Source organism: Novosphingobium sediminicola (genome assembly GCF_014196525.1).
GTDB lineage: Bacteria > Pseudomonadota > Alphaproteobacteria > Sphingomonadales > Sphingomonadaceae > Novosphingobium > Novosphingobium sediminicola.
On the sequence record NZ_JACIDX010000001.1, the window covers coordinates 99,437 to 112,412 of the forward strand.

Here is a 12,976-nt window from a genome sequence, read left to right on the forward strand (position 1 = left end):
TATAAGCAAATCCCATAGGTCCCCTGCCCCATCACGCACTTGCAGCATCGCGCGCGCTCTGGCACGGCATGGCGCGAAACTTTCACGGTGGGGACAGAACAGACCATGACGCAAACGGCCACGGCCATCGAACCGGCAGACTATCGCCGCGTGCTGGGCCATTATCCCACCGGCGTGGCCGCGATCACCTCGACCGGGGCCGATGGCGCGCCGCTGGTGCTGGTGGTCGGCACGTTCACCTCGGTTTCGCTTGATCCGCCGCTGGTGGGTTTTCTGCCGACCAGCACTTCGGCCAGTTGGCAGGCGATTGCCGCCACGGGGCGTTTTGCGGTCAATGTGCTGGGCAGCGATCAGGCCGCGCTGTGCGGGCAACTGGCCGGGCGCGGTGACAAATTTGCCGGGGTGGAATACGCGCTGTCGGAGGATGGCCTGCCCTTGCTGGCGGACGCGCTGATCACAATCGAGGCCGATATCAGCGCCACTTTGCCCGCAGGCGATCATGATTTCGTGCTGGGCGCGGTGCGCCGGATGAATGTCGGCCGCGAGGGCGATCCGCTGCTGTTTCATCGCGGAAATTATGGCGGTTTTGCCGCGCTGTAACCGGCAGTCGTCAGCGCCAATTTGAACCCATCTGGCGTTGCGCCATGCTGCTCTGATCCGCCAAAGGCTGGTGCGGAAGAGAAAGGGTGGCATGACGCGCGAACTGATAACTTTCGAAGTGTCGCGGCAATTGTTCGGGCTGGACATTGCCGCGATCCGCGAAATCCGCGCCTGGTCGCGGGTCACGCGGATGCCCGGCACGCCGCCCTATATCGCGGGCATGGCCAATCTGCGCGGCACGATCCTGCCGATCATCGATCTGGGCGCGCGGCTGGGCTGGGGCACGACACAGACCACCGAGCGCCACGCGATTATCGTGGTGCAGATGGGCGCGCTGATGGCGGGGCTGATCGTCGAAACAGTATCCGATTTGGTTACCTTGGCCGAGGCCTCGCTGCAACAGCCGCCCTCGTTGGGGGTGGAGGATATGACGTCCTTTATCGATGGACTGGCGCCGGTGGGCAATCGCATGTTGCTGGTGCTTAATCTGGCGCAACTAGTGGGGCGCGACTGGTTGCGCGGCGAGGGATAGAACCACGACCTAATGCCGGCTTGACGCATCGGAGCGTTGTGAACAAAATCGCGTCTGTTCAGCCCTATCAAGGTCGCGGCACCACCCCCAAGCCATGGCCGAACCAGCAGAGGATCACCCATGCCCGCCCTTCGCCTCGACCGCCCCCGCCGCAGCGCTCTGTTCATGCCCGCGTCCAACCCCAAGGCTCTGGCCAAGGCGCGCGAGGTGGATGCCGATGTCATCATTCTCGATCTGGAGGATGCCGTCGCCCCCGAACAGAAAGAGGCCGCGCGCGAGGCGGCGTTGCGCGCGCTTTATACCGGCGGCTTTGGCCATCGCGAGGTGGCGGTGCGGGTCAATGGGCTGGACACCGAATGGGGCGCCGATGATCTGGAGGCGCTGGCGCGCGCGGGTGCCGATGCACTGCTGGTGCCCAAAGTTTCCAGCCCGCAGGATGTGCTGCGCTATCACGAGGCGCTGAGCGATGCGCCTTCGGATCTGCAACTCTGGGCGATGATCGAAACGGCCGGATCGGTGTTGCGGCTTGACGCCATCGCCTCGCTGGCGCGGCAGACAAGGCTGGCGCTCTGGGTAATCGGGCCGAATGATCTGGCCCGCGAATTGCGCGCGCGACCCGATGCAGGGCGGACCTTCCTGCAGCCCTTCCTGTCGCTGGCCGTGGCAGCGGCCCGGGCGCATGGCCTCTCGATTCTGGATGGTGTCTGCAATGAATTCAAGGATATGGACATTTTCCGCAAGGAGGCCGAGCAGGGGTTGATGTTCGGCTTCGACGGCAAGACACTGATCCATCCGGCCCAGATCGCGCCCTGCAACGAGGTGTTCAGCCCCTCGCCCGTTGAACTGGAATGGGCCGGGCGGGTGATCGAGGCCTTTGCCCAGCCCGAGCATGCCGGCAAGGGGGCGATCAAGCTGGACGGACGGATGGTCGAATTGCTCCACCGAGATCAGGCGCAGAGCCTGCTGGCGCTGGCGCGGCGGATTGCAGCGCGGGGATAAACGGTTCCTTCGCACTTGCGTCATCGAAAGCATTCATTGAATTGATAAATTCTTTTTCACCCCCACCTATGTATTAACACTTTGGCGCTAGACTCGCTCAATCTGGATCAACAAGAGTAGGCTTGCCGAGCGTGCCAATACCGAGAGTGACCCATTGGCTGCTTAGCACCAGAGAGCAAGTCTCGGCTCCCATCGCCGCGCAACTGGCCAATGGCTTGTTCGGATCGCTGCCCATTTTCATCGGCGGGGTGATCAACAGCGTGGCCGTGGCGGCCGTGGCGGCGGGGCGGATGCATACCGCTCCCTTCATCGGCTGGCTGGTGTTCGAGGCTTTGCTGGGGCTGGTGCGGATCGGCGTGGTGCAATCCTCGCACAGCGCAACGCCCGAAAGGCTGGAGCGGCTGCGCCATCTGGCCAGCCTGCTGTCGGTGGCATGGGCGACGTCGGTGGGGGTCGGCGCCCTGCTTTGCCTGACCAGCGGCGACTGGGTGCTGGCCACGATTGCCTGCCTTTCAACCGCGGCGATGGTCTGCGGCATCTGCCTGCGCAATTTCGGCACGCCGCGCCTGGCCGCTGTGATGACCTTTGCCGCGCTGGCGCCCTGTGCGCTGGGCGGCCTCATGACGCAGGAGCCTTCGCTGCGTATCATCAGCGTGCAGTTGCCGATCTTCATGGTCACCATCTTCTCGGCCTCTTTCGGGCTGCACCGGATGCTGGTGTCATGGATGACCACGACGGCGGAACTGGAACGCAGCAAGGCGCTCAACGAAACGATCCTGCAATCGAACCCCGATCTCACGCTGATTCTGGATGCGGACCACCGGATCGTGTTCAGCAATCGCCAGCCCGAAGAACTGGTGTGTCAATCGGTGCTGACGGGGCGCGATTTCTGTTCGGTGCTGGAGGAAAAGGACCGCCCGGCCGCCGCCGCCGCGCTGGCGCGCGCGCAGCGCGGCGAGCTGACCAGCTTTACCACCTGTTTCACGCGCCCGACCGGCGAGAAATTGTGGTTCGACACGGTGGTCAACGAAACCTCGGACGCATCGGGCCGGTTCATCGTGGTGGCGCGCGACATCACCCGGCAAAAGCATTCCGAAGAACGCGCGATATGGATGGCGCATCATGATACGCTGACCGGTCTGCCTAACCGCGCCGTGCTTCAGGACAGGCTGGACGCCGCGCTGATGCAGGCCGACGGGCGCATTCTGGCCGTTGATGGCGATGCGCCGGGCCATGCGCTGCTGATCGTGGATGTCGATAATTTCAAGATCATCAATGACACGCTGGGCCATGACGGCGGCGATGTGCTGCTGCGTGCGCTGGCGGCGCGGCTGCGCGCGGCGGTGGGCCATGGCGATCTGGTGGCGCGCACGGGGGGCGATGAATTCGCGCTGATCGTGGCCGCGCGCGATGATGAGGCACTGCATCGGATCGCGGCGCGGATCTATGAAGAATTGCGGGAACCGATCCTGCATGGTGATCGGGTGATGGAATGCGGGGCCAGCATCGGGGCCAGCTTTATCCCGCTGGATGGGCCGGGCCGATCCGAAGTGATGAAGGCCGCCGACATCGCGCTCTATGCCGCCAAGGCCGCAGGCCGGGCGCAGATGAAGATCTTTGAGCCCGCCATGATGGACGAGGTGGAGCGCCATCAGGCGATGATCACCGCTGCCCGCTTTGCTCTGAAGCGCAAGACCATCTTGCCGCATTATCAGCCCAAGGTCTGTCTGACCGGCGAAGGACGAATCGTTGGCTTTGAGGCGCTGCTGCGCTGGCGCGACCGGGACGGGCATGTGCGCGGCCCCGATGCGATTCAGGCCGCCTTTAACGACCCGATCCTGAGCGTGGCAATCAGCGATTACATGCTGGAAATGATCCTGAACGATATCGAAGGCTGGGTGGCCGACGGCGTGGCCTTTGGCCATGTCGCGGTCAACGTCACCAGCGGCGATTTCCGCCCGGGCGGGATTGTCGAAACCGTGCTGGATCGCCTCAAGGCGCGCAATCTGCCGGCCTCATGCCTGCAGATCGAGGTGACCGAGGATGTTTTTCTCGACAAGGGGGCGCTGGATGTCGAACGCGCGCTCAAGCGGCTCAGCCATCACGGGTTGCGCATCGCACTCGACGATTTCGGCACCGGCTATGCCTCGCTCTCGCATCTGACGCAGTTCCCGGTGGATTTGCTGAAAATCGACCGTTCGTTTATCGGCCAGATCGGTGCCAAGGGCGATGCCGAGGCGATTTCCTCGATCGTCATCAATCTGGGTCATTGCCTTGGCCTTGAGGTGATCGCCGAAGGTGTCGAAACCGTGCAGCAGCAGGAGCATCTGATCACGATGGGCTGCGATACCGGGCAAGGCTATCTCTATGCCCGTGCCATGCCCGCCGCCGATGTGTCCGGTCATGTACGCGAGCATGAAGCAGCCCGCGCACTGATCCATATGCGTCAGGCCTGATTGCGGCTCTCGCCCACCACCTGCCAGATGGCGATGAAGAGCGCGGCGATCACCGGCCCCATGACAAAGCCGTTGAAGCCCATCAGCTCAAAACCGCCCAGCGTGGTGATCAACACGACATAATCGGGCACCCGCGTATCGCGCCCGACAAGGATGGGCCGCACCAGATTGTCCACGCTGCTGATGACAAAAAAGCCCAGCGCGCCCAGCGCCGCGCCTTGCCACACCGAGCCGGTGGCCAGCAGATAGACCGAAACCGGCACCCAGACGAAGCCCGTGCCCACCGAGGGGAACAGCGAAAACACCCCCATCGCCACGCCCCACAGCAAGGCCCCCGGCAGGCCCAACACCCAGAAGCTCAAGCCCCCGATCGCGCCCTGTAATACGGCCACGATCAGAGTGCCTTTGATGGTGGCACGGATCGCCTGAAGGAATTTGGCGATCAGCAGGTCGGTCATCGCCCGTTCCAGCGGCACCGCCCGCGCGATCTTTTCGCCCAGCGCCCGCCCGTCGCGCAGCAGGAAATAGGCCAGATAGAGCATCACGCCCAATTGCAGAAACAGACCCAGCGTACTCTGCCCTAATTGCAGCAATTGCGGGCCGACATTGCGCAGCAGATCGCCCATCTCGCGGCTCAGCCAGCCGCGCAGGTCATCCAGACTGGCCAGTCCGGCCACACCCAATTGCCCCTGAAGCCAATGCGGCATCCGCGTCTGCAGCCCGGCCAGAAAGCGCAAGGGGTCGATCTGGCCCGATTCGACGCTTGCATAAAGCACCCCGCCCTGTTCGATCAGCGCCGCTCCCAATGCCAGCGCGGGCACCACCACCACAGCCACGACGACGACCAACGCGATGGCCGCGCAGCGATCCGGATGCCCCGGCATCGACCGCATCAGCCGTTGATAAAGGGGATCGAACAGCACCGCGACGATCATCGCCCACAGCACCGCGCCCCAAAAGGGCGCCACCAGCCAGCCGAAAGCCAGCGAAATCGCCGCCACCAGCCCCAACAGAAACATGCGCGCCGGTTGCATCTGGCGGTTCTCCCGATTGACTATGCGCCCATGCATAGCCTGCCCACGCCACGGGGCAACAGCGGGATGGGCGTTTAGCCAGACTTGGGCGTTCAACAGATTTCCTTGAATGTCTATTTTTAAGATTGAGATTAGAAGCAGATCAACTCTACCTAATTGATAGAAATTAATAGGACGAGCAACACAGGGGGGACATTCGCATGGGGCCGCACCCGGCACAGGCCGGAAAGCCACCATGCGCATTCCCGATCACCATCGCTTGAACGCGCCCGCCGCGTTGCAAAGATAAAGGATCGAGTATGAAACTGCGCCAGATTTTCCTCGCCAGCGTGGCCAGCGCCGGACTTTTCGCCAGCCCCGCTTTTGCCGCAGAAGCAGCCGCCGATCAGGTGCAGGCCGAAGCCCCCGGCGACATCGTCGTCACCGCCCGCCACCGCACCGAATCGGCCCAAAGCGTGCCTTTGGCGATCTCGGTGCTGGGCGGGCTGACGCTGGAGCGGACCGGCGCCTTCAACGTCAATCGCCTGCAGCAACTGGCCCCCACCTTGCAGTTCTATTCCTCGAACCCGCGCAATTCGGCGGCCAATCTGCGCGGGCTTGGCGCCCCGTTCGGCCTGACCAACGATGGCATTGAACAGGGCGTGGGCATCTATGTCGACGACGTTTACTTCAGCCGCGCGGCGGCCAGCACGTTCGACTTCCTCGATGCAGGCCAGATCGAAGTGCTGCGCGGGCCGCAGGGCACGCTCTATGGCAAGAACACCACCGCAGGCGCGATCAACATCACCAGCCGCGCGCCCACCTTCAACTTTGAAAGCCGGGGCGAGATCTCCGTCGGCAATTACGGCTATCGCCAGTTGAAGCTGACCGTGTCGGGGCCTTTGTCGGAAACGGTGGCGGCGCGCATCGCGGTGTCCTCGACCGGGCGCAACGGCACGATCTATAACACCACCACGAAAAGCTGGGTCCAGTCGCAGGACAATCTGGGCCTGCGCGGACAGATCCTGTGGCGGCCCTCCGCCACGGTCGATGTCACGCTGGCCGCCGATTATAACGAGCAGAACCCCTCGTGCTGCGCCACCGTCTATTACGGCTATGGCAGCACACAGCGCGCATCGGCGCGTCAGTTCCCGGCGCTGGCCACGCTGCTGGCCTATAAGCCCGCCAGCACCAACCCCTATGACCGCGTGACCGATCTGGACAGCGAACTTCGCGCCACCAACCGCATCGGCGGCGCCTCGCTCAAGGTGAAAGCCCAGATAGGCGCAGGCACGTTCACCAGCATCACCGCATGGCGTTTCTGGGACTGGAACCCGTCGAACGACCGCGACTACACCGGTCTGCCGATCACCACGCTGAGCCAGAACCCGACCAAGCAGGAACAATATACGCAGGAGTTCCGCTACAGCCTCTCGACCAGCAAGTTCGACTGGAACGTGGGCCTGTTCGCCTTCAATCAGGCCGTCCACACCACCGGCACCCAGCAACAGGGCAGCGCGGCGAGCCGCTTCCTGCTCTCATCGGCCCAGATCAGCGCGATCTGCCCCACCGGTTCGTCGGCCACCTGCGTGCCGGATATCCTGAACGGCCTGACCGCCAAAAATGACATCCGCCTCAACAACACCAGCCTCGCTGCCTTCAGCCAGCTGAGCTGGAAGGTGACGGATCGTTTCACCATCCAGCCGGGCGTGCGCCTGAATTATGACCAGAAGAAGGGCTGGTACAATTCGGTCGTGACCAATTCGGCTGGGACGCTGATCACGCCGACCTCGGGCACCGGCTCCAATTCGCTGCTGGGCGCGCAGGCGGGGGTCTTGTCCTCGCAGCAGTTCCCCGCGCGCTATTCGGCTTGGAATTTCAGCTATGACCTGACGCTGTCCTATGCGCTCTCGCGCGATGTGCGGGCCTATGCCACCTATGCCAAGACCTTCAAGTCGGGCGGTGTGAACCTCAACGGCGTGCCCTCGGACGCCAATGGCCAGCCGATTTTGGCCGCCGCCACGGTCAGGCCCGAAACGGTCAACCATTTCGAACTGGGCTTCAAGAGCCAGTGGCTGGACCGCAAGGTGACGGTCAATCTGGCCGCTTTCCGCACCACCATCGACAATTTCCAGGCGCAGGTGACCAACGGTGCGCTGGGCGTGCTGCGCGGCTATCTGGCCAATGCCGAACAGGTCCGCACGCAGGGTCTGGAAGGCGATTTCTCGGTGCGCCCCAGCGAGCGTTTCAGCGCCTATGTCAACGCCGCGCTGACGGATGCGAAATACACCAAGTTCACCACTGCCCCCTGCCCGCCCGAACTGTCAGGCGGCACCACGGTAACGGGCACCCAGACGCCGGGCGCGGCGGGCGTTCCGGGCGCGCTCAGCCCGGCCAGTTGCGACATTTCGGGCCAGCGCCTGCCGGGCGTGTCGAAATATGCGCTGAGCTGGGGCGGGGAATATAACATTCCGGCCAAGCTGTTCGGCAAGGATGGTCAGGTCTATGTCGGCTATGACGCCTCCTATCGTTCGAGCTGGTCGTCCAATGCCTCAGCCTCGATCTACACCTGGGTAAAGGGCTATTCGCTGCACAATTTCCGCGCAGGCTGGCGTCAGGATCGCGGGCTGGACATCTATGGCTGGGTCCGCAACGCCACCGGCACCAATTATGTCGAGATGCTGACCGTGGCCAGCGGCAATACGGGCCTGATCGCGGCGAACCTTGGCGATCCGCGCACCTATGGCGCGACGGTGAAGTTCGATTTCTGATGAAGCCTCCGGCGCGGGTCGTCCGCCCGCGCCGGATCGCATCAGCGATAGATGCGCTGATACCGCCCGCCCAATTGGGTCAGGATTTCATAGGCAATCGTGCCCGCCTCCTGCGCCACAGCCTCAATCGGGCGATGCGGGCCGATGATCTCAACCAACTCGCCCTCGGCCAGCGCGCCCTCAGGCAAGGCGGAGGCATCGACCACCGTCACATCCATCGACACCCGGCCCACGATGGGCAATGTCGCGCCATGCGCCCAAACCGCGCCGCGGTCCGACAGGCTGCGCGGGAAACCATCGGCATAGCCGATCGAGAGCAGCGCCAGCCGCGTCTCGCGCGGGGCATGCCAAGTCTGACCATAGCCCACGCCGGTCCCGGCGGGCACAGTGCGGGTTTGTAACACGCGGGCCTGTAGCGCCACCACCGGGCGGAACGGCTCGGCTCGGCCATCGGCAGGTTCGGCGCCATAAAGACACAGGCCCGCGCGGACCAGATCGCCGTGGTAAGCCGCGCCCAATTGCACCCCGCCCGAATTGGCAAAACACCGCGCCACGCCCGGAAACAGCGCTGCGGCCGCCTCAAACCGAGCCAGTTGGGCGGCATTCTCGGCCCGGTCAGGTTCATCCGAACAGGACAGATGGCTGATAATCGCCTGCAAGGGCACGGCGGCGCGAAATTTCGCATCGCCTGCCAATACCGCCGCTTCTTCAAGACTAAGCCCATGGCGCGCCATGCCGGTATCGACCTGTAGCATCGCCGGGCGGTCAAAGGCCTGCCACCGCCGAGCCTGCGCAATACTGTTCAGCACCGGCGTGATCCCGGCCTCTGCGGCAAAATCCTCGCCCCCCGGATGCAGCCCGTTCAGCACCCCCAGCAGGGCATCCTCAGGCACCGACGCGCGGATCGCCAGAGCCTCAACCAGATTGGCGACGAAGAAATCGCGGCACCCCGCCGCCGCCAGCGCCGGCACCACCTGCGCAGCGCCCAGACCATAGGCATCGGCCTTGACCACGGCGGCGGCCCGCGCGGGCGCAACCTCGCGCGCCACGCGGCGCCAGTTTTCCACCAATGCGCCAAGGTCGATTGTCAAAACCCCCGGCGCGGGGGCCATTTGCGCCTGCACTTGCCTGTCACTCCAGTTTCACCCGCCCTGCTGGACCACAGGGGTTCAAAGCGCAACCGGCTTTGTTGACAAGGCCCGCAATTCCATATTGCAGCGCACAAACCTTTCGCGCACACTCGCCTTTATGATCACAGCTGGCCTGCACCACCTCACCCGCTATCGCTACAGCAAACCGATCCGTTTGGGGCCGCAGGTGATCCGCCTTCGCCCCGCGCCGCACAGCCGGACGTTGGTGCCGAACTATTCGCTGAAAATCAGCCCGGAAAACCATTTTCTCAACTGGCAGCAGGACCCGCATGGCAACTGGCTGGCGCGGCTGGTGTTTCCCGATCCGGTCGATCATTTCAGCATCGAGGTCGATCTGCTGGCCGATATGGTGGTCATCAATCCCTTCGACTTCTTTGTCGAGGAATATGCCGAGGAACGCCCCTTTGCCTATGATCCGGCGCTGAAGGAGGATCTGGCCGCCTATTTCGATGTCGAACCGCAAGGGGCGCTGTTTGAAAAGCTCTACGACCGCTTTGTCGATGTAAAGCAGCGCACGGTCGACTTCCTCGTCGATGTGAATCTGGCGGTCTATCAGGCGGTCAATTACGTCATCCGCATGGAGGCCGGCGTTCAGGAGCCGGAAGAAACGCTGAAAATCGGATCGGGATCTTGCCGCGATTCGGCGTGGTTGCTGGTCAATCTGCTGCGGCGGCTGGGTTTTGCGGCGCGTTTCGTTTCGGGCTATTCGATCCAGATGACGCCCGATGTGATCCCGGTTGAGGGGCCGAAGGGCGTTTCGCAGGATGTCTGCGATCTGCATGCATGGGCCGAAGCCTATGTGCCGGGCGCGGGCTGGATCGCGATGGACGCCACCAGCGGCATGTTGGCGGGCGAAGGGCATATCCCGCTCTGCGCCACGCCGCATTACCGCAGCGCCGCGCCGATCAGCGGCTTGGCCGAACCGGCCGAGGTCGATTTCCATTTCGAGATGGGCGTCCACCGCATCCATGAAGCGGTGCGCATCACCAAGCCCTTTACCGACGAGCGCTGGGACGCGGTGATGGCGTTGGGCGACAAGGTGGATGAGGACATTGCCGCGCAGGACATGCGCATGACCATCGGGGGCGAGCCGACCTTTATCGCGGACGGCGATTTCGAGGCGCCCGAATGGAACAGCGACGCCGTCGGCCCCACCAAGGCCGCCTATGCCGACCGCCTGATCCGCCGCCTGCGTGAGGAATTCGCGCCCGGATCGCTGCTGCATCACGGGCAAGGCAAATGGTATCCGGGGGAAAGCCTGCCGCGCTGGGGATATTCGATCTATTGGCGCAAGGATGGCGTGCCGGTGTGGCGCGATGCCAGCCTGATCGCGGGCGAAATGTTGCCGGGTGAAACACCCTTGCCCGAAATCACGCCGCAGGGTGCGGAGGAGGTGATGCGCGGCATTGCCAATACGCTGGGCGTGGACGAGGAATTTGTTCAGCCGGTCTATGAAGATGCGGTGGAATGGATCGTGCGCGAGGCGCAATTGCCCGACAATGTCGCGCCCGATAATCCCGAACTGGAAAATCCCGAAGAACGCGCGCGTTACATGCGCACATTCCAGCGCGGCCTGAACAAGCCGGTGGGCTATGTCCTGCCGGTCCAGCGCTGGCAGGCAAAGCAGGCGCCGATCCAGCGCTGGCGGTCGGAAAAATGGCGGCTGCGGCGCGGGGCGCTCTTTGCGGTGCCGGGCGATGCGGCGCTGGGCTATCGCCTGCCGCTCTCCTCGCTGCCCCATGTCAGCGCCTCGGACTATCCCTTCATCAACCCGCAGGACACCGCCGCACCACGCGGCCCCCTGCCCGATTTCTACGGTCTGGCGGCCGAGCGCGAGGCCGCCGCGCGTACGCAAGGCGCATTCCAGCGCGTTCCTGAAGCCCCGCATGCGTCAACAAGCAGCGGCTATGTCGAACAGGTGGCCATCGAGGGCGTGGTGCGCACCGCGATCACGGTCGAGGCCCGGCGCGACCACCTCTGCGTCTTTATCCCCCCGGTCGAAACGCTGGAGGATTACCTCGACCTGATCGCCACGGTCGAACATGTGGCGCAGGAAAACAGGCTGCCGGTGCGGATCGAGGGCTATCCCCCGCCGTCCGACCCGCGCCTGATGGTGCTGAAAGTTACGCCCGATCCCGGCGTGATCGAGGTGAATATCCAGCCCTCGGCCTCATGGCGCGAATCGGTGCATATCACCGAGACGCTCTATGATGTCGCGCGTGAGGTCGGGCTTACGGCGGATCGCTTCATGGTCGATGGCCGCGCGGTGGGCACGGGTGGGGGCAACCATATCGTACTGGGTGGGCCAAGCCTGCTCGACAGCCCGTTCATCCGCCGCCCCGATCTGCTCAAAAGTTTCGTCACCTATTGGCAGCGCCACCCCTCGCTCTCCTATCTGTTCTCGGGGCTGTGCATCGGCCCGACCAGTCAGGCCCCTCGCATCGACGAGGCGCGCCACGATGGGCTTTATGAGCTGGAAATCGCGCTCTCGCAGGTGCCCGGCCCGGATCAGCCGCAGCCCTTGGCATGGGTGGTCGATCGCCTGTTCCGCAATCTGCTGGTCGATGTGACGGGCAACACCCATCGCACCGAAATCTGCATCGACAAATTGTTCAGCCCCGATGGCCCCACGGGCCGCCTTGGTCTGGTCGAATTCCGCGGTTTCGAGATGCCGCCGGACGCGCGGATGAGCCTTGCCCAGCAATTGCTGATCCGCGCGCTGGCTGCATGGTTCTGGCGCGAGCCGCAGGGCGGGCCGCTGGTACGTTGGGGCACGCAATTGCATGACCGCTTCATGCTGGGCCATTTCGTCTGGGCCGATTTCCTTGATGTGCTGTCCGATCTGCGCCGCGCGGGCTATGATTTCGACCCCGTGTGGTTTGAAGCCCAGCGCCAGTTCCGCTTCCCCATCCACGGGACGACCGAGGGCGGCGGGGTGCAATTGGAAATCGCCCATGCGCTTGAGCCTTGGAACGTGCTGGGCGAAACCGGGGCTATTGGCGGGACGGTGCGCTTTGTCGACAGCTCGACCGAGCGTTTGCAGGTGCGCGCGACCGGTTTGGTGGCCGGGCGCCATATCATCACCTGCAACGGCCGCCGCATTCCCATGAACCCCACCGGCACGCCGGGCGAAGGCGTGGGCGGCGTGCGTTACAAGGCGTGGTGGCCGTCCAATTGCCTCCATCCGATGCTGCCCCCCCATGCGCCGCTGACCTTCGACATCTATGACACATGGAACCATCGCAGCCTCGGCGGCGCGGTCTATGAGGTCGCGCATCCGGGCGGGCGCAATTACGATACGGTGCCGGTCAATGCCTTCGAGGCCGAAGGGCGGCGCAAGGCGCGCTTCTTCGATATCGGCCATACGCCGGGGTTCCAGCCCATTCCCACGCAGGAATGGCCGGGCGAATTCCCGATGACTCTCGACCTGCGCCGCCCCGGCTGGGTGGGGTAA

The 12,976-nt window shown here is 63.9% G+C and carries 8 protein-coding genes; 6 read left to right on the plus strand and 2 right to left on the minus strand.

What is annotated here, in order from left to right; genetic code table 11:
- Positions 1 to 105 precede the first annotated feature (105 nt).
- From GGR38_RS00515 to GGR38_RS00530, 4 genes are all read left to right on the plus strand, one after another.
- Positions 106 to 600: a flavin reductase family protein gene (locus tag GGR38_RS00515; protein ID WP_183621649.1), complete on the plus strand. Its 495-nt coding sequence runs from the start codon at positions 106 to 108 to the stop codon at positions 598 to 600.
- Positions 601 to 691: 91 nt separating this feature from the next.
- A complete protein-coding gene (locus GGR38_RS00520; RefSeq protein ID WP_183621650.1) occupies positions 692 to 1,132 on the plus strand; it encodes a chemotaxis protein CheW in 441 nt (146 codons plus the stop codon).
- Positions 1,133 to 1,252: 120 nt separating this feature from the next.
- A complete protein-coding gene (locus GGR38_RS00525) occupies positions 1,253 to 2,131 on the plus strand; it encodes an HpcH/HpaI aldolase/citrate lyase family protein (protein ID WP_246404150.1) in 879 nt (292 codons plus the stop codon).
- 131 nt (positions 2,132 to 2,262) lie between these two features.
- Entirely contained in the window at positions 2,263 to 4,587 is a 2,325-nt protein-coding gene (locus GGR38_RS00530; protein ID WP_183621651.1) for an EAL domain-containing protein, read from the plus strand.
- On the opposite strand, the gene GGR38_RS00535 is transcribed toward GGR38_RS00530, so the two are convergent.
- Positions 4,578 to 5,621: an AI-2E family transporter gene (locus GGR38_RS00535; protein ID WP_183621653.1), complete on the minus strand. Its 1,044-nt coding sequence runs from the start codon at positions 5,619 to 5,621 to the stop codon at positions 4,578 to 4,580. The two genes, GGR38_RS00530 and GGR38_RS00535, sit on opposite strands and share 10 nt — an antisense overlap.
- A gap of 299 nt (positions 5,622 to 5,920) precedes the next feature.
- On the opposite strand from GGR38_RS00535, the gene GGR38_RS00540 reads away from it, so the two are divergent.
- Complete coding sequence (locus tag GGR38_RS00540; RefSeq protein WP_183621655.1) at positions 5,921 to 8,371, plus strand: TonB-dependent receptor; 2,451 nt, start codon at positions 5,921 to 5,923, stop codon at positions 8,369 to 8,371.
- 41 nt (positions 8,372 to 8,412) lie between these two features.
- Here the strand turns inward: GGR38_RS00540 and alr are convergent, their stop codons facing one another.
- Positions 8,413 to 9,495 (minus strand): alanine racemase, encoded by a 1,083-nt coding sequence (gene alr, locus GGR38_RS00545; RefSeq protein ID WP_343058935.1) that lies wholly within the window; start codon positions 9,493 to 9,495, stop codon positions 8,413 to 8,415.
- Positions 9,496 to 9,619: 124 nt separating this feature from the next.
- On the opposite strand from alr, the gene GGR38_RS00550 reads away from it, so the two are divergent.
- A complete protein-coding gene (locus GGR38_RS00550) occupies positions 9,620 to 12,976 on the plus strand; it encodes a transglutaminase family protein (RefSeq protein WP_183621657.1) in 3,357 nt (1,118 codons plus the stop codon).